The 19669-nt window shown below is 63.3% G+C and carries 19 protein-coding genes and 2 pseudogenes; 14 read left to right on the forward strand and 7 right to left on the reverse strand.

Annotated elements, in window-relative coordinates:
• The first annotated feature begins 110 nt into the window (after window positions 1-110).
• Together I6A82_RS02505 and I6A82_RS02510 are read left to right on the forward strand one after the other, a co-directional pair.
• Window positions 111-371, forward strand: a complete 261-nt coding sequence (locus I6A82_RS02505) for a hypothetical protein (RefSeq protein WP_198093594.1) — start codon at window positions 111-113, stop codon at window positions 369-371.
• Between the two features lie 13 nt (window positions 372-384).
• Entirely contained in the window at window positions 385-615 is a 231-nt protein-coding gene (locus I6A82_RS02510) for a hypothetical protein (RefSeq protein ID WP_198093595.1), read from the forward strand.
• Between the two features lie 6 nt (window positions 616-621).
• Here the strand turns inward: I6A82_RS02510 and I6A82_RS02515 are convergent, their stop codons facing one another.
• The 3 genes from I6A82_RS02515 to I6A82_RS02525 all read right to left on the reverse strand — a co-directional run bounded on the left by I6A82_RS02515 (window position 622) and on the right by I6A82_RS02525 (window position 4375).
• A complete protein-coding gene (locus I6A82_RS02515) occupies window positions 622-1740 on the reverse strand; it encodes a serine hydrolase (RefSeq protein WP_198093596.1) in 1119 nt (372 codons plus the stop codon).
• Window positions 1741-1874: 134 nt separating this feature from the next.
• Window positions 1875-3458 (reverse strand): L-aspartate oxidase, encoded by a 1584-nt coding sequence (gene nadB / locus I6A82_RS02520; RefSeq protein WP_198093597.1) that lies wholly within the window; start codon window positions 3456-3458, stop codon window positions 1875-1877.
• Complete coding sequence (locus tag I6A82_RS02525; RefSeq protein ID WP_187334893.1) at window positions 3455-4375, reverse strand: ABC transporter ATP-binding protein; 921 nt, start codon at window positions 4373-4375, stop codon at window positions 3455-3457. The genes nadB and I6A82_RS02525 overlap by 4 nt, the downstream gene beginning before the upstream one ends.
• Window positions 4376-4480: 105 nt before the next feature.
• Here I6A82_RS02525 and I6A82_RS02530 point away from each other — a divergent pair, with 105 nt between their 5' ends.
• The 7 genes from I6A82_RS02530 (at window position 4481) to I6A82_RS02560 (ending at window position 9618) form a co-directional block, all read left to right on the forward strand.
• The gene (locus tag I6A82_RS02530; protein ID WP_198093598.1) at window positions 4481-4726 is read left to right on the forward strand and encodes a zinc-finger domain-containing protein; all 246 of its coding nucleotides are present in this window, start codon (window positions 4481-4483) and stop codon (window positions 4724-4726) included.
• Between the two features lie 59 nt (window positions 4727-4785).
• Window positions 4786-6216: a metalloprotease TldD gene (gene tldD / locus I6A82_RS02535; protein WP_442945047.1), complete on the forward strand. Its 1431-nt coding sequence runs from the start codon at window positions 4786-4788 to the stop codon at window positions 6214-6216.
• Between the two features lie 47 nt (window positions 6217-6263).
• Window positions 6264-6803, forward strand: coding sequence for a DUF924 family protein (locus I6A82_RS02540; protein ID WP_198093600.1), 540 nt, complete (start codon window positions 6264-6266; stop codon window positions 6801-6803).
• A gap of 31 nt (window positions 6804-6834) precedes the next feature.
• A complete protein-coding gene (locus I6A82_RS02545; protein ID WP_198093601.1) occupies window positions 6835-7053 on the forward strand; it encodes a putative signal transducing protein in 219 nt (72 codons plus the stop codon).
• Window positions 7050-7751, forward strand: coding sequence for an endonuclease/exonuclease/phosphatase family protein (locus tag I6A82_RS02550; RefSeq protein ID WP_198093602.1), 702 nt, complete (start codon window positions 7050-7052; stop codon window positions 7749-7751). Before I6A82_RS02545 ends, I6A82_RS02550 begins: the two co-directional genes overlap by 4 nt.
• A gap of 164 nt (window positions 7752-7915) precedes the next feature.
• Entirely contained in the window at window positions 7916-8254 is a 339-nt protein-coding gene (locus tag I6A82_RS02555; protein ID WP_198093603.1) for a P-II family nitrogen regulator, read from the forward strand.
• Between the two features lie 29 nt (window positions 8255-8283).
• Entirely contained in the window at window positions 8284-9618 is a 1335-nt protein-coding gene (locus I6A82_RS02560; RefSeq protein ID WP_198093604.1) for an ammonium transporter, read from the forward strand.
• A 113-nt stretch (window positions 9619-9731) separates the two neighbouring features.
• On the opposite strand, the gene I6A82_RS02565 is transcribed toward I6A82_RS02560, so the two are convergent.
• Window positions 9732-11114 (reverse strand): cytochrome P450, encoded by a 1383-nt coding sequence (locus tag I6A82_RS02565; RefSeq protein ID WP_198093605.1) that lies wholly within the window; start codon window positions 11112-11114, stop codon window positions 9732-9734.
• A 183-nt stretch (window positions 11115-11297) separates the two neighbouring features.
• On the opposite strand from I6A82_RS02565, the gene I6A82_RS02570 reads away from it, so the two are divergent.
• Window positions 11298-11459, forward strand: coding sequence for a hypothetical protein (locus I6A82_RS02570; RefSeq protein ID WP_187334900.1), 162 nt, complete (start codon window positions 11298-11300; stop codon window positions 11457-11459).
• Window positions 11460-11582: 123 nt separating this feature from the next.
• On the opposite strand, the gene I6A82_RS02575 is transcribed toward I6A82_RS02570, so the two are convergent.
• Entirely contained in the window at window positions 11583-12332 is a 750-nt protein-coding gene (locus I6A82_RS02575; RefSeq protein ID WP_198093606.1) for a Crp/Fnr family transcriptional regulator, read from the reverse strand.
• 249 nt (window positions 12333-12581) lie between these two features.
• Between I6A82_RS02575 and I6A82_RS02580 the strand changes: the two genes are divergently transcribed.
• The 4 genes from I6A82_RS02580 to I6A82_RS02595 are packed head-to-tail and all read left to right on the forward strand — an operon-like array spanning window position 12582 to window position 18518.
• On the forward strand, window positions 12582-16004 hold the full coding sequence (locus I6A82_RS02580) for a response regulator (RefSeq protein ID WP_198095459.1): 3423 nt from the start codon (window positions 12582-12584) through the stop codon (window positions 16002-16004).
• Window positions 16004-16828 carry a CheR family methyltransferase gene (locus I6A82_RS02585; protein ID WP_198093607.1) on the forward strand — a complete coding sequence of 275 codons (825 nt, stop codon included), beginning with the start codon at window positions 16004-16006 and terminating at the stop codon, window positions 16826-16828. The genes I6A82_RS02580 and I6A82_RS02585 overlap by 1 nt, the downstream gene beginning before the upstream one ends.
• Window positions 16825-17391, forward strand: coding sequence for a chemotaxis protein CheB (locus tag I6A82_RS02590; RefSeq protein WP_198093608.1), 567 nt, complete (start codon window positions 16825-16827; stop codon window positions 17389-17391). The genes I6A82_RS02585 and I6A82_RS02590 overlap by 4 nt, the downstream gene beginning before the upstream one ends.
• Window positions 17388-18518: a hybrid sensor histidine kinase/response regulator gene (locus I6A82_RS02595; RefSeq protein WP_198093609.1), complete on the forward strand. Its 1131-nt coding sequence runs from the start codon at window positions 17388-17390 to the stop codon at window positions 18516-18518. The genes I6A82_RS02590 and I6A82_RS02595 overlap by 4 nt, the downstream gene beginning before the upstream one ends.
• A gap of 44 nt (window positions 18519-18562) precedes the next feature.
• On the opposite strand, the pseudogene I6A82_RS02600 reads toward I6A82_RS02595, so the two are convergent.
• Together I6A82_RS02600 and I6A82_RS14715 are read right to left on the reverse strand one after the other, a co-directional pair.
• A pseudogene (locus I6A82_RS02600) lies at window positions 18563-19399 on the reverse strand (AMP-binding enzyme); the annotation flags it as partial.
• A 182-nt stretch (window positions 19400-19581) separates the two neighbouring features.
• Window positions 19582-19638 (reverse strand): annotated as a pseudogene (locus I6A82_RS14715) (hypothetical protein); the annotation flags it as partial.
• Window positions 19639-19669: the final 31 nt, after the last annotated feature.

A 19669-nucleotide genomic window follows, 5' to 3' on the forward strand; every position in this document is an offset into this window, starting at 1 on the left:
AATCGCGCAGCGCGCAGCGCCTTCCGCTTGCCTGCACGGGGCCGGGTGCCTTAGACCGCATCGTGATGAAGGGCGCAGCGCGCCAGATGCTAGAAAAAGGTTCAGTTCCCATGAAGAAACTCATCCTCGCCGCGCTCGTCACCGGTTCGATCGGTCTGGCCGCATGCTCGGACAAGAAGGAAGAGACCGCTCCAACCGAAGAGGTTGCAGTGGAAGCCACCGATGCCGCCCCGGTCGACATGGCGAGCGATGCGGTCGCCGGTGCCGAATCGGATGCCGATGCGATGGGTGAAATGAACGCTGATGCGATGAGCGAAGGCGAAGCGGGCACGGCAACGCCGATGGCGACAACCACGCCTGCGGCAGAATAAGCGCTTTTACGGGATGCGCGCCGGGCCGAACCTGCTGTTTCCGGCGCTCGTCCTGGTGCTGGCCGCCTGCGGGCCGAAGGAAACCGATCCCGGCCCCGGCGGCGTTACGGTTGGCGAGGCGCGCGCGCTCGACGAGGCGGCGGAAATGCTCGACAGCCGCACCGAGCCGCCGCCATTGCCCACGGCTAGCCCGACGCCGCAGCCGAGCGGAGATCAGGCTAGCGGAGATATGGCCGCGAACTAAGCCGCCTTACATCCCGTGGTAGCGGGCCACCGCGCGCGTTACCGACTGCATCAGCCGCATGCGCGCGGGGATGCTCGCGGTGGTATCGCCCAGCATCACGGCAACGGCATAGCGCGTGCCGTCCGGCGCGGTCATGATGCCGATATCGTTATAGCCGGTGGCAATCCCGCCCAGTTCCTGCCCCGTCCCCGTCTTGTGGAGGAAATCCCAGCCGTCCGGCACGCCTGCCTTTAGCCGATTCGGGCCGCTATGCGTGCGCTCCATCGTCTCCAGCATCAAACGGGTCGATTCGGGACTGAGCAGTTCGCCGCGCGCCAGTTTGCCAAGCGCATCCACGATCGCCTGCGGGCTGGCCCCATCCATCGGATCGCGCAGATAATCGTAAAGCGCGGCGCGGCGCGTCTCGACCGGCAGCTCCGCCCGCGCGGCGTAGAAGCGGCGGCCGATCGCATAATCCTGATTCCAGGTAAGCCCCGCGATCTTGGATTGCAGCAGCCGCTCACCCGGCCCGAACCGAATGGCACCAAGCCCCTTGTCGCGGATGAAGGCGTTGACCGCATCCGGCCCGCCTGCCTTCCACAATAGCGCATCATTGGCGGTATTGTCGCTTCGGGTGATGGCTTGCTGGATCAGGCTGTAGACCGTCTCAGTGACCGAACCGTTTGCGATCACTCGGTCGCGGATCGGCTGGTGAAACACGGCCAGATCGTTCACGCCGATGGTGACGGGATCGCTCAGCTTGATGCGGCCCTTGTCGACCTCATCCAATATGGTGAGCGACACCCAGGTCTTGGACACGCTCTGCTGCGGAAACAACTCGTCCTGACGCTTGCCGAAGGACCAGTCGCCATCAATCCGGCGCACCGCGATGCCGGTGGTGCCGGGAAAATTGCGCCACAGCTCATCGATCTCGGCGACCAAGCCAGGCGCCGGACGCTCTGCCGCCGGATTGCGATAGGGCGCGGGCGCGGGCGGCGGCGTTGGCGCGGGCACGCGCTGAACCGGCCCTTTGGCGACGGGCGGCACCGGTTGCGGCGCGCGGGCGCTCGGCACGCAGGCCGCCAGCATGGCAACAGATCCAAGAAACGCGGCGGAACGGATCCGCCCGGTCAAATGAAAACGCATCGAAATCTAATCCTCCCGGAACGCACGGGTATAACCGTCGTGCGTGAACCCGGACTTAAAGGCATGCAGGGGCACGGCGCGGCCAGATGGCTGCGGCGAATCTTTTTCTGTGTGCGATGAATGGAGTAGTGGCCTTAGGGAACGATCACCGTGTCTTCGGCCACCGGCAACAGCTCCGGATAGTCGGTGGTATAATGAAGGCCCCGACTTTCCTTGCGCTTTAGCGCGCTGCGCACGATCAGTTCCGCCGTTTGCAGCAGGTTGCGCAGCTCGACCAGATCGCTGGTTACGCGGAAATTGCCGTAATAGTCCGCCACTTCTCCGTTCAGCAACTGGATGCGGTGCTGCGCACGTTCCAGCCGCTTGGTGGTGCGCACAATGCCGACATAGTTCCACATGAAACGCCGGATCTCGGTCCAGTTCTGCTTGATCACCACCTCTTCGTCCGAATCGGTGACGCGGCTTTCATCCCACGGGCGGATCGGCGGCACCTCACCAAATTCTTCCCAGCGCGCCATGATGTCGCGCGCCGCCGCCTCTCCGAAGACGAAGCATTCGAGCAAGCTGTTGGAAGCGAGGCGGTTCGCGCCATGCAGGCCGCTCTCGGTCGCCTCGCCTGCCGCGTAAAGGCCCGGCAGATCGGTGCGCCCCTGCAGATCGATCAGGATGCCACCACAGGTATAATGCTGCGCCGGCACCACCGGGATCGGCTCCTTCGTCATGTCGATGCCGAGGCCCAGCAGCTTCTCATGGATATTCGGGAAATGGCCGGCCACGAATTCGGGCGGCTGATGGCTGATATCGAGATGGACATAATCCAGGCCGAAGCGCTTGATTTCCGCATCGATCGCGCGGGCGACCACATCGCGCGGAGCCAGCTCCATGCGTGTCGGATCGTAAAATTCCATGAAGCGCTTGCCCGTGCGCGGGTTGATCAAACGCCCGCCCTCCCCGCGCACCGCCTCGGTGATCAGGAAGTTCTTCACTTCCAGATTGTAGAGGCAGGTGGGGTGGAACTGCATCATCTCCATGTTGGAGACGCGTGCGCCCGCACGCCACGCCATGGCGATGCCGTCCCCGGTCGCGCCGCGCGGGGCGGTGGAGAATTGGTAGACGCGTCCAGCGCCGCCGCTGGCAATGATGGTGGCGCGGCCGGTATGCGCCTGCACCTTGCCGCTTTCCTGATCGAGCGCATAGACGCCCCAGACCCGGCCCGAGCCGGAGAATTTCTCTTCATGGTGGCCGGTGATAAGATCGATCGCCACCTGATGCGGCAGCAGCGTGATGTTGGGATTGGCGCGCGCGGTCTTCAGCAGCGCCTCCTGCACCGCCCAGCCGGTGGCATCATCCACATGCACGATGCGCCGATGCGAATGCCCGCCCTCGCGCGTCAGATGCAGCGCGTCCTTTTCCTTGTTGAAGGGCACGCCCATATCGATCAGCCGCTGGATGGCGCCCGGCGCGCCGGCGATCACGCGCTCCACCGTATCGCGCCGGTTCAGCCCCGCGCCCGCGATCATGGTATCGCGGATATGGTTCTCGAACGTATCGCCCTCGTCCAGCACCGCGGCGATGCCGCCCTGCGCCCAGGCGGTGGAGCCTTGCGAAAGATTGCCCTTCGCGAGCACGAGCACGCGGTGTTTTTCAGCAAGCGAAATCGCGGCGGTAAGCCCGGCAGCGCCCGATCCGACGATGACGATATCGTAAGGCGCGCTCACGCTGCGGACCGCGTCAGATTGAGGAACACGTCTTCCAGATCGGCCTCGCGCGTCGAGACGTCGACGATGTTGTGGCCCGCACCGCTGACGGCGGCCAGCACCTCGCCTGCATTGGCGCGGTCCTTGCGATAGCTGATTTCCAGCCGGTTTTCGTCCAGCTTCTCCACCTTCTCGAAACAGCGCGAGTCGGGCATCGTCGCGATCGGGCGTTCCACCGTCACCACCACCACCTTTTCCTGCGCCATGCCGACGAGATCACGGGTCGGTTCATTGGCGATAAGCTTGCCGTGGTTGATGATCGCGATTCGGTCACACAACTGCTCGGCCTCTTCCAGATAATGGGTGGTGAGCACCACGGTGACGCCGTTGTTGTTCAGCTCCGTCACATATTCCCACAGCTGCTGGCGAAGCTCGATGTCCACGCCCGCCGTCGGCTCGTCGAGGATGATGACGGGCGGCGAATGGACCATGGCCTTGGCAATCAGCAGCCGCCGCTTCATGCCGCCCGACAGCGTGCGCGAATAGGCGTCCGCCTTGTCCTCCAGATGCACCGCGCGCAGCAGCGCATCCGTCTGCCGCTTGGCCTTGGGCACGCCGTAAAGCCCGGCCTGCAAATCCAGCGTCTGGCGCGGGGAGAAGAAGGGATCGAACATGATCTCCTGCGGCACGATGCCGATCGAGGCCTTGGCGTTCCGGGGGTTCTCGTTGATATCGAAACCCCAGATGCTGGCATGGCCGCCGGTCTTGTTGACCAGGCCCGCCAGGATATTGATCAGCGTGGATTTGCCCGCGCCATTGGGCCCGAGCAGCCCGAAGATCGAGCCGCGCTCGACATCGAAGCTGACGTCGCTGAGCGCCTGCTTGCCCCCGGCATAGGTTTTGGACAGGTTCTGGATGGAGATCGCGGCATTTGACATGGCGCCACATCTGAACCCTTAGCCGCAGCGCGGCAAGGCTTTCGCAGGGAGCGCGCCGCAAATCGTTGCGCGGGCGGGCGGGCGTTGCTAATCGCCATCCTCGTTATGAACCAACCGCCCGAAACCATCCGCACCCAGCATCGCCGCGTTGCCTGCGACGGCGCAGGAGAGATTTCCCCCGCGCTCGGCCATCCGCGCGTGTGGCTGGAAATTGCCGATGACATCGGCTGGGTGGATTGCGGCTATTGCGATCGCCATTTCGTGCTGATCGGCGGCCCCGCCGACGGCCCGCTAGCCGAGGAGCGGATCGCCGAAGAGCATCAGAGCGAGCACGGTCGCAAGGAAATCTGAGCGACCTCCGCCGCTTCTCCACCTTCCCCCGCCGCGCCCGCGCCCCTATGTCCACTTCCATGGATATTCAGGACCCGCGCAGCTTTCTCTACCGTCCCGGCCAGCTCGATCCGGAGACCGCCAGCCGCGTCACCGGCGAGGTGCTCGGCCAGTGCGACGATGGCGAGCTTTACCTTCAATATAGCGCCAGCGAGAGCTTCGTGTTCGACGACGGCCGGCTGAAGGTGGCCGATTACAATATGGATTCCGGCTTCGGCCTGCGCGGGATCTCGGGCGAGATGACGGGTTTCGCCCACGCCAATGAAATCAGTGAGGCAGCCATCCGCCGCGCGTCCGAGACGCTGAAGCTGATCGAACTCACCAAATCGACGATGGCCGCGCCCCCGCGCCACAACAACCGCCACCTCTATACGGACGACAATCCGCTGGACGCCGTGCCGTTCGAGAAAAAGGCCGCTCTGTGCGCGGAGATCGATGCCGCCGCCCGCGCGCGCGACCCGCGCGTGGCGCAGGTTTCGGTCGGTCTGTCGGGCAGCTGGTCGGTCGTCGAGATCGTGCGGCCGGACGGCTTCGTCGCCACCGATATCCGCCCGCTGGTGCGCCTTAACGTCTCGATCGTCGCCGAAGAGAATGGCCGGCGCGAGACCGGCAGTTTCGGCTTGGGTGGGCGCTATCTCTATGGCCGCCTGTTCGAAAAGGCGGAGTGGGAACGCGCGATCGACACCGCGCTGGAACAGGCGCTGGTCAATCTGCGCTCGGTCGCTGCGCCTGCGGGCGAGATGACGGTGCTGCTCGGCCCCGGCTGGCCCGGCGTGCTGCTGCACGAGGCGATCGGCCACGGGCTGGAAGGCGATTTCAACCGCAAGGGCACCAGCGCCTTTTCCGGCCGCATCGGAGACCGCGTGGCCGTGCCCGGCGTCACCATAGTCGACGACGGGTCAATCGGCGAACGCCGCGGCTCGCTTTCGATCGATGACGAAGGCACCCCGACGCAGGAAACCGTGCTGATCGAGGACGGAATCCTCAAAGGCTATATGCAGGACCGGATGAACGCCCGGCTGATGGGCGTGCCCGCCACCGGCAACGGCCGCCGTCAGGATTATGCCCATCATCCCATGCCGCGCATGACCAACACCTTCATGAAGAGCGGCGAAGACGATCCGGAGGAATTGCTCAGCCGCGTCAAGGACGGCATTTTCGCCAAGAGCTTCGGCGGCGGACAGGTCGATATCGTGTCCGGTAAGTTCGTGTTCTCCTGCACCGAGGCGTACCGGGTGAAGAACGGTAAGCTGGGCGACCCGATCAAGGGCGCCACACTGATCGGCGATGGACCGACGGTGCTCACCAAACTGACCGGGATCGGCAACGATATGGCGCTGGACGAAGGCGTGGGCATTTGCGGCAAGGGCGGCCAGACGGTGCCCGCAGGCGTGGGTCAGCCGACCCTGCTGGTGGGCGGCCTGACGGTAGGCGGTACTGCCGCGGCCTGACGCGAATTGATCGGGGACCTTTGCTGCTTTCCAGCGTTTCCCCGTTCATGAAGACCTGGACTGACGACATCCTACATTTCTGGTTCGAGCATGTCGGGCCGGACCATTGGTTCAATTCCCGCCCCGAGCTCGACCGCGAAATTCGCGAACGCTACCGCCCGCTCTGGGAAGAGATGCGCGGGGAAGAGGCGATGTTCTTCCTGGGTTCGGCCCGCGAGGCAATGGCTGCGGTAATCCTGTTCGATCAGTTTCCCCGTAACATGTTCCGTGAGAAGCCGGATAGCTTCGCCACCGATCCGCTGGCCAAATCCATCGCCACCCAGGCTGTCGACATGGGCTATGAGGAAGCGCTGGAAGGGTCCGAAAAGGCGTTCCTGTTCATGCCCTTCATGCACAGCGAAAGCCTTGAGGATCAGGACCGCGCGGTGGCGCTGTTCAGCCGCGCTGGTCTGGAAGAGAATTTGCAGTTCGCCATCGGCCACCGCGAACTGATCCGTCGCTTCGGACGCTTTCCGCATCGCAATCCCGTGCTGGGCCGCGAAAGCAGCCCGGAAGAGCTTCAGGCTATCGAGGACTGGCATTCGTGAAGGGCATGGCATCAGTCAGGGAGAAGAGCTGATGGGGCTGGTCCGGATCGCGCAATTTCCCGATCGCATGGCAGCAGATCTGGCACGGTTGCAGCTCGCCGCCGAGGGCATCGAGAGCGTCGTCTTCGATGGCGGGATGGCGAGCCTTGGCCTGGGCATGATGACGCCCGCGCGGCTGATGGTGGCAAAAGAGGACGCGGATGACGCGCGCGATCTTCTGGGGAGCGCCGAAACGGACGAGGGCGCATGATCCGCGTCGCCAGCTACAATATCCACAAGGCCGTCGGCACCGATCGCAAACGCGATCCGCAGCGCATTTGCCGCGCGCTGGGTGCGCTGAAGGCCGATGTGGTGACGCTGCAGGAAGCCGATATGCGCTTCGGATCGCGCCAGAGCGTGTTGCCCGAGGCACAGGTGCGCGAGGCGGGTTACGACATCGTACCGTTCCATATCCGCCCCGGCGGCATCGGCTGGCACGGCAATGCAGTGCTGGTGAAGCACGGCCACCGGGTACGCACGGCGCGCGCGCTGGACCTGCCGACTCTGGAGCCGCGCGGCGCGGTGTTGGCCGAGGTCGATATCGACGGGCGCACCATGCGCGTGATCGGCATGCATCTCGACCTGTCCGGCCTATGGCGGCGGCGGCAGGTGCGCAGTGTGATCGCGCATCTTGATGCCTGCGGCGAAGCCATGCCCACCGTGCTGATGGGCGATCTCAATCAATGGTCCAACCGCGGCTGCCTCAGTGAATTTACCGGCCACCCGCATTACCGGCTGCTCGATACCCCGAAGAGCTTCCACAGCCGCAAGCCGGTGAGCCGGCTGGACCGGATCATCACCAGCCACGAATGGCGCTGCGAGGCCACGGGAACGCTGGAAAATGCTGCACTGCAAGCAGGATCGGACCATCTGCCGGTATGGGCGGACCTGAAATTGCATGACCACTGAGCATTGGGTCAAAAACGACTGATCTACAGCTTCATCCCGTAACAAAATTGCAAAAGCGTCTTGTGCGCTGCAACATGAGTTGATAGCCTCCGTGCTCCGGCGCGTCAGAATCGAAGTGAAAAACCACTCGGCTGCCGTGCGATGCAGCAAAAGGGGGCATCGACGTGAAATTATGTATCGCCATCATCAAGCCGCACAAACTTGATGCGGTCCGCGAAGCGCTGACCGACATCGGTATTTCCGGCATGACCATCACCGAAGTGAAGGGCTTCGGGCGCCAAAAGGGCCATACTGAGACCTATCGCGGCGCAGAATATTCGATCAGCTTCGTACCCAAGGTAAAGATCGAGATCGCCTGTTCGGACGATCTGGCGGCGCGCGTCGTCGAAACGCTTCAGGAAAGCGCGGGCAGCGGATCGATCGGCGATGGCAAGATCTTCACCGTGCCGCTGGAGAGCGCTGTGCGCATCCGCACCGGCGAAACCGCGGACGCTGCGCTGTGACCGGATTTCAGACGAACAAGGGGGCCCCGATGCTCAAACTCCTTCCCAAGATTGCGGGCGGCCTGACCGCTGCCGCCTTCGCCGCTCCCGCCGCGGCCATGCAGACGCCCGTCCCGGCGGAAGCGGTCACCGCCGTGGTCGACAAGGGCGACACCGCCTGGATGATGACCGCCACCGTCCTCGTGATGGCGATGATCGTGCCTGGCCTAGCGCTGTTCTACGGCGGCCTGGTGCGCACCAAGAACATGCTCTCGGTGCTGACGCAGATCATCGCGGTGGCCAGCTTCGCCATGATTATCTGGGTGATCTACGGCTATTCCACCGCCTTCGGGCCGGAAGGCAATGCCTTTATCAGCTGGGGCAATCTGTTCCTGGCGAACACCAATGCGGAATCCACCGCGGCGACGTTCTCGGATGGGTTCAAGATCCCAGAATATGTGTTCATCGCCTTCCAGATGACCTTCGCCGCGATCACGGTGAGCCTGGTCGTCGGCGGTCTGGTGGAGCGCATGAAATTCTCTGCGCTGATGATCTTCGCACTGATCTGGCTGACCATCGCTTATTTCCCGATCGCGCATATGGTCTGGGCAACCGGCGGCCTCATCTTCGACATGGGCGCGCTGGACTTTGCGGGCGGTACCGTGGTCCACATCAATGCCGGTATCGCGGCGCTGGTGGGCGCGATGATCCTGGGGCCGCGGCTCGGCTACAAGAAGGATATCATGGCGCCGCACTCGCTCACCATGACGCTGATCGGCACCGGTCTGCTTTGGGTCGGCTGGTTCGGCTTCAACGCCGGTTCCGCGCTTGAAGCGAACGGTTCGGCGGGCCTGGCGCTCATCAACACCTTCGTCGCCACGGCTGCGGGTGTCCTGTTCTGGATGCTGACCGAGCGGATGATGGGCCATAAGGGTTCGCTGCTCGGGGCCTGTTCGGGTGCGATCGCGGGCCTTGTCGCAGTGACGCCCGCCGCAGGAAACAGCGGCCCGTTCGGCGCGATCCTGCTGGGCGCGATCGCTGCGATCCTGTGTGCCTGGTTCGTCGTCGGGGTGAAGCCGAAGTTGAAGCTCGACGATTCGCTGGATGCCTTCGGTATTCACGGCATCGGCGGCATCATCGGCTCGATCGGCACAGCCTTCACCATGCTGCCCGCGCTGGGTGGCCCAGGCGCGGCGGATTACAATGTCATCGGCCAGCTTATCATCCAGATCGAAGCGGTGCTGATCGCCATCGTCTGGTCCGGCGTCGCGGCGGCCATCGCCTTTACGATCGCCAAGCTGCTCACCGGCCTGCGCGTTTCCGAAGAGGTGGAGCGCGAAGGGCTTGACCTCGGCGAACATGGCGAGCGCGCCTATAATTACTGACAAGATTGGCGACGCGGATCACCCTCTCCGTCCGCGTCGCCAAACCGGCGTTCCTCCTGCGAACGAACGACTGGCCGGTGCCCCATGGGGTGCCGGCTTTTTTCTTAACCGGTTCAGCGGTCCAGCGGCACCATGCGTAGCCTCAGCCCGTCCTTCGGCTTCGGGATCGGCCAGGCTTGCCATTCGGGCGCATAGCCCGGCTCGATCTCAAGCCGCATGCGCGTGAGCATGTGATGCACGATGATCTTCATCTGCATATAGGCGAAGTGCAGCCCCAGGCACATATGCGCGCCCCCGCCGAAGGGCACCCAGGCGAAGCGATGCCTCGCCTTTACCTGATCGGGCGTGAAGCGTGTGGGATCGAACCGCTCCGGATCCGGCCAATATTCTGCCATCATATGGGTGAAGCTGGGGCTGACGCTCACCGCCGTTCCCGCCGGAATGTCATAACCACCGAAGGAAAAATCGCGCAGCGCCCGGCGCGGGATGGAGGGCACCGGCGCGATCATGCGCAGCACTTCCTTGAAGAACATCTCGGTCTCTTCCAGCTTGCCGAGATCGTCATAGGCCAGGCCCTCGCCCGCAGGCGCGGCGGACAGGCATTCGGCGCGCAGCCGCTCCTGCCAATCGGAATGCTGCGCCAGATACCAGGCCATCGACGTCACCGAGCTGGTAATCGTGTCGTGCGCAGCCATCATCAGAAAATTCATGTGATCGACGATTTCGGCAGCGGTCAGGCGGGAGCCATCCTCGCGCTCCGCCCGGCAAAATTGGCTGAACATATCCTCGCCGCTTCCATCGGCACGGCGCTGCTCCACCATTGGCCTGAAATAATCGACCAGAAAGGCGCGCCCCTTCACCCCGCGGCCCATCTGCGTGAACGGCAGCGGGCGCCGCACCACGCCCACAGAGGCCTGCACCATATCGACGAAGGCCTGGTTCACCTTCTGCGCATCGGGCCCGAACGGGATACCGAGAAAGGCCGTGGCGGCCAGTTCCAGCGTAAGCTGCTTGATCTCCGGATAGAAACGGATGTCGCGTCCCGCCCAACCGGCGATCCGGTCTCGCGCGCCATCGCGCAGCACCTCTGCATATGCGCGCATCGGCTCCGGCTTGAAGGCTGCCTGCAGCGCGCGCCGGTCCACCCGGTGCTTTTCGAAATCGAGCAGCATCAGCCCGCGCGGGAAAAGCAGGTTCAGGATCGGTCCCCATCCCTGTTCGCTGCTGAACAGTTTATCGCGATCGAACAGGACAAGCTCGTTGGCGTCCGCGCCCGCCAGCGCCACGGTGTCAAAACCGAAGCTTTTCACACGGTAGACAGGCCCGTGCGCGCCATACATCCTGCGCGAAAATGCCGCCGGATCGCGCAGCACCTCCAGTGTCGATCCCAGAACCGGCAGGCCGTCCGCGCCCGGAATAGCGGCGAGCGCCGCGCTGTCCGCTCGTCTGGTCCAATGAGGATTGGCCACCTCTTCGTGCGCCAGCGCCCTTGCCATAATCCGCTCCTGATCAGCACGCATCTAATGACGTCCGTAGCTGGATCATGTGCGATTTCATTTCGAAATGAAACCCTTACGCAGCGTCAGCGGACGGCGTGGCGACGGCTTACCTTCTCGGCGGGAGGAACCCTGCCCGCCCCCGCCGGTTGACCCGGCAAGCAGATATCAAGGACATGAAGAATGAAAAAATCGCGCGACGATGTTGAAGCTCCCGAGGCAGTAAATACCGAACAGCAGGAGGCCGGGCAGGCTCAGGATGTGGCGCAGGACGCGCTCGATCGGCACAACCAGTTCGGCCATGAAAGCACCGACGAGGATAAGCCCGGCAAGTCGGGCGAGTAAAGATACCTCTTCAGGGGCCGGTAACCGATCCGGCTCCCATCCGATAAAAAGCGACTTCGCGCTCCAACGGGCGCGAAGTTTGTGTGCTGGAGATATGGTGCGTCTTAGCCCGTCGACCGACGTTCAGGCGCCGTCATCTTTCAGGCCGTCCAGCGCCAGTTCTCCTTCGCCATAAAGATAGCTGGGATCGAACTCCCCGATGACGCGCAGGCCTTGCTCGTCCAGAATTTCGATCTGGCCGTCGCCATGAGGCTTCAGCAGGCCGCGCTCGCGCAAGTTTCGGAAGCTGCGATTGGCGTGGACTGGCGTAATCCCGCAAGCTTCCGCATAATCGCGCTGCAGCAGCGGGATAGGCAAAGATTGGCCGTCATATTGGCCGATCAACCGCAGCCGCTCGATCAATTCGCAGATCAGGTGCGCTATTCGGCCCTCGGCGTGCAACCGTCCGAGGCGGAATATCCATTCGCGGTGCTGAGCGGCATCGAGCAATGTGGAAAACCACATCGCCCGGCCGAGATGGGGCCAATCGGCGATGAGGCGGGTAAGATCGCTGTGAGCAAACTGGGCGACCACCGTTTCCGTCAGCGTACCGACATGGTGATCGAGCCGCTTCATGGCGTAGCCGTGCAAATCCACGAAATCGCCCTGAACATTCACGCCGAGAAGTTGCCGTTCGCCCTTCTTATCGTCGAGATGCCGCAGCATTGTGCCCTCGACGATAAAATAGCTGTATTCGAGCCGATCGCCCCGCCGGACCAGCGTTTCGCGCGGTCCCAGACGGATAGTGCTGCCGGCGGTCGCTTCGAGCGCGGCCCGTTCATCGTGCGAAAGATCGTGTCGCAGCCGCCCGCGAAGAAAAAGCTTCGTCAGCACATAGGTCTCCTTGGCATCACAGTCCGGTATCAGTGGCCGAGGGGGTGGTCAAACCGACATAGATCAACCGGGGACCAGACAGGGGCGGATCGTATGCCGCAAACCGTGCGCTAAGCGGCAAGCCGTTGTCGCAGCGCGAAGAGCCATTGCGGAGATATCAGCGTCCTCTCCAGCGATATCGATTGATTGCGACCGTAATGCGCCGATAAAGCGGTTTCGAATTTGCTGAAGGTCCAGAATTCCTTGAACATGAAAACAGACGCGCGGACATTTCGGGTTTCCGCGAGCGGATGGGCGCTGGCGGGCCTGTTCGTTGGGGTTGCGTTCTTCATCTTCAGCGCGCTCGCCGCCTATTCAAACGTGCTCGACATGCGCGAATATGATGCGCGCATCCGGAACACCCATGTCGTGCTGAACACGCTCGACGATCTGCTGATATCCGCGTTGAATGCGGAAACGGGCGAGCGCGGATTCCTGGTGACGGGCAATGAATCCTATCTGGAGCCTTTTCATGAGGGCGTCGGCGACGCACGTAGAAATCTCCTCCTACTTGAGCAACTTACGCAGGATAGCGCCGCACAGCGCGCCCACGTCGATACGCTGCGGTCACGGATAGAGAACAAGTTCCGCTTTACTGAGCGAGCAATCCGCACGCGGCGCGATGAGGGGCTGGCGCCGGCTGTCGACCTGACCGAAACCAATGGCGGGAAAATCGCGATGGACGCGATCCGTGATCAGCTGGCGCAGATGGAGCAGGAAGAACTGCGCCTGCGCGAAGAGCATGTGAGCGAGCTTAAGACAGCCACCCGTACCGCCCTGCTAAGCGCCATCGGCACCAGCCTGATCGGTATTGCCCTGACGATCGCGATCTTCATCCTGCTGATCCGCACCAACCGCAGCCGTGAGCGTCAGCAATGGCTACAGACCGCGCAGGTGACCCTGTCCGAAGCGATGCGGGGTGAGAAAACGGTGCGCGAACTGGCGGCAGCGGTGCTGTCCGTGCTGGCGGAGCGAAGCAGCGCGAGCGCGGGTGCGCTGTTCAAGGGCGAGGGCGGGAAATTCCGGCGCGTCGCCATGCTGGGTGTGGCCGACGAAACCGCGGTACCCAGCAGCTTTGGCCAGGGCGAAGGTTTGCTCGGCAAAGTCGCGGCGGACGCGCGCGCGGTGAAGCTGTCCGATATCCCGCCCGGTTATCTCAAGATCGGTTCGGCGCTGGGCAATGACGCACCGCGTCACTTGGTGATCGCCCCGGCCTTTACCGACGGCCATGTGAATGCCGTGATCGAACTGGGCTTTTTCGGCGAGGTCGATGAGCGGGTCCTTGATCTTCTCGAAACCGTCTCCGGCTCGGTGGGCATCGCGCTGCGCTCGGCGCGTTTCCGCGAGCAGTTGCAGGAGGCCCTGGAAGAGACGCAGCGGCAGGCCGGCGAATTGCAGGCGCAGAGCGAAGAACTGCGCGTCTCCAATGAGGAATTGGAAGAGCAGGGCAACGCGCTGAAGGAATCGCAGGCGCGCCTGGAACTGCAGCAGGTAGAGCTGGAACAGACCAATACGCAGCTGGAGGAGCAGGCACAGACGCTCGAGGCCCAGCGCGACGAACTGAGCCGCGCGGCCGCGACGCTTCAGCTGAAAGCGCGCGAGCTGGAGCAGGCGAGCCAGTATAAATCGGATTTCCTCGCCAATATGAGCCATGAGCTGCGCACGCCGCTCAATTCCCTACTGATCCTCTCCAAGCTGCTCGCCGACAATGCCGACGGCAATCTTTCGGCCGATCAGATCAAGTTTGCGCGCACGATCGAGTCTTCGGGCAACGATCTGCTGGTTTTGATCAACGATATTCTGGATCTCTCGAAGATCGAGGCGGGTCATGTCGAGATCGAGGCGGCACCCGTTGCGACCGAGCGGCTCGCCGCCGATCTTCGCAAGACCTTCGAACCGATTGCGCAGCAGCGCGGGCTGACGCTGGACATCTCCGTCGACACCGACGCGCCGCGGTCCTTGGAGACCGACCGGATGCGACTGGAGCAGGTGCTGAAAAACCTGCTGTCCAATGCCCTCAAATTTACCGAGGAGGGCAGCGTTTCGCTCTCGATCGCATCCGGGGAGGATAACCATGTCCTGTTCACGGTCGCCGACACCGGCATCGGTATCGCGCAGGCGCAGCGGGAGGCGATCTTCGAGGCGTTCCAGCAGGCCGACGGCACGATCAGCCGCAAGTTCGGCGGCACCGGCCTTGGTCTGTCGATCTCGCGCGAGCTGACCCGTCTGCTAGGCGGCACCATCCGGCTGGAAAGCGAAGTGGGCAAGGGCAGCACCTTCATTGTGACCATTCCCGCCGCCTATGATCCTGGCAAGGTGGCCCCGCGCCAGCCGCCCCTCGCCGCGGCGGAACTGCCGGCAGTCCCCCCGCCGCCTCCGACATCGAAGCCCGCCCGTGCAGCCCCCGCCGCGCTGGCCGATGATCGCGACAAGCTTAGCGAAGACGAGCGCCTGCTGCTGGTGATCGAGGATGATCCGTCGTTCGCCGCGATCCTGTGCGATCTGTCGCGCGAACTGGGTTTTCAGTGCATCGTGGCGGGAACCGCGCAGGACGCGATCAACCACGCAAAGGAGTATCGGCCGAACGCCATCCTTCTGGACATTGGCCTGCCCGATCAGTCCGGCCTCACCGTGTTGGACCGGCTGAAGCATGACGAGGAAACGCGGCATATCCCGGTCCACGTCATCTCCGGATCGGACCAGAGCCAGACCGCGCTGGCGCTCGGCGCGATCGGTTTTCTGGAAAAACCCGCACCGCGCGAGCAGCTGGCCGAGGTGCTGGCCGGTTTGCAGGAGAAACTCGCATCGCGCATGCGCCGCGTGCTGATCGTGGAAGACGATCAGGTCCAGCGCGAGGCGGTGGGCGCGCTTCTTCGCTCGCAGGACGTGGAGACCGTCGGCGTCGGCACCGCCGCCGACTGTTTGGAGGAGCTGCGCGGCGCGCCCTATGACTGCATCGTCCTTGATCTGTCGCTTCCCGACGCATCGGGCTTCTCGCTGCTGGAAACGCTGAGCGAGGAAGGCGAAGCCGCGCCCCCGCCGGTGATCGTCTACACCGGGCGCGATCTGTCGGCACAGGAGGAGCAGAGGCTGCGGCGCTATTCCAGCTCCATCATCATCAAGGGCGCCAAGTCGCCCGAACGACTGCTGGACGAGGTGTCGCTCTTCCTGCACCGGGTGGTATCGGAACTGCCGCCGGAACAGCGCCAGATGATCGAAAAGGCGCGCCACCGCGATGCCGTTCTGGAAGGCAAGCGCATCCTCATCGTCGAGGATGACGTGCGCAACGTCTATTCGCTCACCAGCGTGCTGGAGCCGCGCGGCGCGCTGACGCGGATTGCGCGTAACGGGCAGGAGGCGATCGATGCGCTGCAGGATGCGGCAGGCGATGCCGATAAGACCATCGATCTGGTGCTGATGGACGTGATGATGCCGGTGATGGACGGGCTTACCGCCGTGCGGGCCATCCGCGCCGATCCGCAATGGCGCAAGCTTCCGATCGTGATGCTGACGGCCAAGGCGATGCCCGATGATCAGCAGAAATGCATCGATGCGGGAGCCAATGACTATATGGCCAAGCCGATTGATGTGGACAAATTGCTGTCCTTGGTGCGGGTCTGGATGCCGCGCTGATGAGCGAGCATATCGAGGATATCGAGATCCAGCTTCTGCTGGACGCGCTCTATCGCCACTATCACTACGATTTCCGGCATTATGCCCGCGCCTCCATCAAGCGGCGCCTGCTGCAAGCGCGCGACAAATGGGGCTTTGACAGTATCTCGGCGATCCAGTCCGCCGTCCTGCACGACGAAACCATGCTGCCGCAGCTGCTCGATTTCCTGACGGTTCAGGTCAGCGAGATGTTCCGCGATCCCGGTTATTTCCGGGCCTTGCGCGAACAGGTCGTGCCGCATCTTCGCACCTATCCGTCGCTGAAAGTCTGGGTTGCTGGCTGCAGCAATGGCGAGGAGCTCTATTCGCTCGCCATTCTGTTCGCCGAGGAAGGGCTGGCGCAGCGGACCATCTTCTACGCTACCGATATCAATCCGGCGGCGCTGAAAGCGGCTCAGGCAGGCATCTATCCTATGGACCGCATTCGCCTGTTCACCGAAAATCACCAACTATCCGGTGGCCGGTCTTCGCTATCGGACTATTATACCGCCAATTATGACCGGGCGATTTTCGACAAATCCTTGCGCGAGCGGACCGTTTTCTCCGATCATAGCCTGGTGACCGACGCGGCCTTTGGCGAAATGCACCTGATATCGTGCAGGAATGTCCTGATCTATTTCGATCGGGCGTTGCAGGACCGCGCCGTCGGCCTGTTCGGCGAATCGCTTGCGCGCGGGGGCTTTCTCGGCATCGGATCGAAGGAAAGCCTCCGCTTTTCCAACCAGGCCGCCGCCTTTGCCCCTTTCGTGCGCGAGCAGAAGATTTATCGCAGGAAGAGCTTGTGAAGAAGCGTGCGGTGGTCATCGGCGCGTCGGCCGGCGGGGTTCAGGCGCTTTCGCAGCTGCTACCGGACCTGCCGCCGGACTTTCCGGTGCCGGTGATGATCGTCGTCCACATTCCGGCGCGCCGGGACAACGCGCTCGTCGAGCTGTTCGATCGCAAGTGCCGGATGGCGGTGAAGGAAGCGGAGGACAAGGAACCGCTGGCCGCGGGCACGATCTATTTCGCGCCGCCCGATTATCATCTGCTGGTGGAAGCCGATGGCACGCTCGCGCTGTCTTCCGATGAAACCGTCAACCACTCGCGCCCCGCGATCGATGTATTGTTCGAAACCGCTGCCGACGCCTTTGGCCCGGCGCTGACGGGCATCCTGCTGACAGGGGCAAATCATGACGGCGCGCGCGGCATGAGGGCCATGTCCGATGCAGGCTCTCTTTGCATCGTTCAGGATCCGGCAAGCGCGGAAATTGCCACCATGCCGGAGGCCGCGCTTGCCGCATGTCCCGATGCCCGCGCAATGGAACTGCACGAAATCGAACAATTACTGGAGGCGATGGTCGAACGATGACCGATCCCGTCAAATTCCTGCTGGTGGACGATCTGGAGGAGAACCTGATCGCGCTGCAAGCCCTGCTCGCGCGGGACGGGTTGCTTCTGCACACCGCCCGAAGCGGTGAAGAAGCGCTCGAGCTGATGCTGGATAATGATTATGCGCTCGCCCTCCTGGATGTGCAGATGCCGGGTATGGACGGTTTCGAACTCGCCGAATTCATGCGCGCCAATGAACGATCGCGGCACATCCCGATCATTTTCGTGACGGCCGGCACGGCAGACGCCTCGCGCCGCTTCCGGGGATATGAAGCAGGCGCGGTCGATTTCATCCAGAAGCCGATCGAAGCGGACATCCTGCGCTCCAAGTCCAACGTGTTCCTGGATCTTTACGCGCAGCGCCGTCAAATCACCGCGCAGCGCGACGAACTTGCCGAGCTGACTGCCGCCCTGCAGGATGCCGACCAGCAGAAGAACCGTTTTCTGGCGGTACTCGCCCACGAATTGCGCAATCCGCTGGCGGTGCTTTCCTCCGGTCTCAACATTCTGGAGCGCGCGTCCGAAGGCAGCAGCGCGGACCGCGTCCGGCAATCGATGCGCCAGAACATGCTCCACGTCTCGCGCCTCGTCGACGATCTGCTCGATATCAACCGGATCGAGCATGGCAAGATTTCGCTGCAAAGCCAGACCGTCGAGCTACAGCAGCTGTTACCCACCGCGCTGGACCTCAACCGGCTCGGCATCGCCGAGGGCAATCATCAGCTGATCGTCGATGTGCCCGACGCGCCGATCCTGCTGGAAGCCGACCCTGCCCGTCTGATCCAGATCATCAGCAATATCGTCGGCAATGCCGCGCGCTACACGACCCGCGGCGGGGAAATCCGGGTCGATGTGTCGCGCGAAGACAGCTTCGCCGTCATCATCATATCCGACAATGGCATCGGCATCGCGCCCGAGAAACAGGCGCGGATTTTCGATATGTTCGAACAGTCAAACAGCGGTCTCGGCACGGTGGGCGATGGGCTGGGAATTGGCCTGGCCCTCGTCAAACAGCTTGTGGAGCTTCACGGCGGCACTATCGGGTTGCGCAAAAGCCTCCCTGGTGAAGGCAGCACTTTTGAAGTGCGCCTTCCCATCAAATCCTAGCGCACGCTGCACATGGCCCGGTCGGCCGCCAAGGATCGCCGGCGTCAGCGGCTGCCGACCATGCCTTCGCACAACTGCTCCACCACCGCCGGATCGGCTAGGGTGGAGACGTCACCGATCTGATCGGGCTGCCCTTCCGCGATCTTCCTCAGCACGCAGCGCATGATCTTGCCGCTGCGCGTCTTGGGCAGGCCGGGCGCGAACTGGATCGCATCGGGCATGGCGATCGGGCCGATCTCGCTGCGCACCCATCTGCACAGCGCGTCGCGCAGCGTTTCGTCGCCCTCCTGATCCGCATTGAGCGTGACGAAGGCGTAGATGTCCTGCCCCTTGATGTCGTGCGGCATGCCCACCACCGCCGCTTCCGCCACCTGCTCATGTGCCGCCAGCCCGCTTTCCACTTCGCCGTACACCTTGCGCATTTGCCCCGGCCAGCTCCGTGTGAGCACCAGATCGCCCTCCAACGTCCGCCCTTCTGTATCGACCAGCTGCAAAAACACGCCCGGCAGCGGCTTCGTCGCCGAGACCGGCTTCGCCTCCGCCACGCCGGGGACGGGCGCGATCAGCGCCGCCCCGGTTTCGGTCTGCCACCAGCTATCGACGATGTCGCAACGCCCGCCGCCGACCACGCGGTGATACCAGTTCCAGGCCTCCGGATTGATCGGCTCACCCACCGTGCCGAGCAGCCGCAGGCGGGACAGATCGTGGCGCTTCACCGGCTCCTCCCCCTCGCGCATCAGCGCGCGGATCGTGGTGGGCGCGGTGGGCGCGGTGTAGAACACGGTGACGCCCAGCCGCTCGCAAGCGAGCATGGCGACCTCCGCTTCGGGCATCATCGGCATGTAGAGGACGACGCGGTCTCCCTTCGCGACGCCCTGCGCCTTCAGCGCATTGGCGAAGCGGCAGACCTCGCATGCAGTTCGCGAAAGCTGAGCGTACGTCCCTCGCCCGGCTCATCCCCTTCGAAGACGATGGCGGGCTGCTCACCGCGGCTTACCAGATGGCGATCGAGACAATTGACTGAGACGTTCAGCTCCCCGTCCGCGAACCACCCAATGCCGAAATCGACTTTGTTGAACCTGCTTCCGTCCGCTTTCGTCGGGAAGACGCTCCAGTCCAAGCGGCGGGCCTCCGGGCGCTACCGGTTGCGG

The sequence above is a fragment of the Novosphingopyxis sp. YJ-S2-01 genome (assembly GCF_016093175.1).
GTDB classification, from domain to species: domain Bacteria; phylum Pseudomonadota; class Alphaproteobacteria; order Sphingomonadales; family Sphingomonadaceae; genus Novosphingopyxis; species Novosphingopyxis iocasae.

Bases quoted from the DNA above. Each gene is read 5' to 3' on its own strand.
- I6A82_RS02565 (WP_198093605.1), bottom strand. From the start codon at position 11,114: ATGGCAAGGGCGCTGGCGCACGAAGAGGTGGCCAATCCTCATTGGACC.
- I6A82_RS02570 (WP_187334900.1), top strand. From the start codon at position 11,298: ATGAAAAAATCGCGCGACGATGTTGAAGCTCCCGAGGCAGTAAATACC.
- tldD (WP_442945047.1), top strand. From the start codon at position 4,786: ATGGATATTCAGGACCCGCGCAGCTTTCTCTACCGTCCCGGCCAGCTC.
- I6A82_RS02580 (WP_198095459.1), top strand. From the start codon at position 12,582: ATGAAAACAGACGCGCGGACATTTCGGGTTTCCGCGAGCGGATGGGCG.
- I6A82_RS02585 (WP_198093607.1), top strand. From the start codon at position 16,004: ATGAGCGAGCATATCGAGGATATCGAGATCCAGCTTCTGCTGGACGCG.
- I6A82_RS02550 (WP_198093602.1), top strand. From the start codon at position 7,050: ATGATCCGCGTCGCCAGCTACAATATCCACAAGGCCGTCGGCACCGAT.
- I6A82_RS02515 (WP_198093596.1), bottom strand. From the start codon at position 1,740: ATGCGTTTTCATTTGACCGGGCGGATCCGTTCCGCCGCGTTTCTTGGA.
- I6A82_RS02505 (WP_198093594.1), top strand. From the start codon at position 111: ATGAAGAAACTCATCCTCGCCGCGCTCGTCACCGGTTCGATCGGTCTG.
- I6A82_RS02560 (WP_198093604.1), top strand. From the start codon at position 8,284: ATGCTCAAACTCCTTCCCAAGATTGCGGGCGGCCTGACCGCTGCCGCC.
- I6A82_RS02595 (WP_198093609.1), top strand. From the start codon at position 17,388: ATGACCGATCCCGTCAAATTCCTGCTGGTGGACGATCTGGAGGAGAAC.
- I6A82_RS02540 (WP_198093600.1), top strand. From the start codon at position 6,264: ATGAAGACCTGGACTGACGACATCCTACATTTCTGGTTCGAGCATGTC.
- I6A82_RS02545 (WP_198093601.1), top strand. From the start codon at position 6,835: ATGGGGCTGGTCCGGATCGCGCAATTTCCCGATCGCATGGCAGCAGAT.
- I6A82_RS02510 (WP_198093595.1), top strand. From the start codon at position 385: ATGCGCGCCGGGCCGAACCTGCTGTTTCCGGCGCTCGTCCTGGTGCTG.
- I6A82_RS02530 (WP_198093598.1), top strand. From the start codon at position 4,481: ATGAACCAACCGCCCGAAACCATCCGCACCCAGCATCGCCGCGTTGCC.
- I6A82_RS02525 (WP_187334893.1), bottom strand. From the start codon at position 4,375: ATGTCAAATGCCGCGATCTCCATCCAGAACCTGTCCAAAACCTATGCC.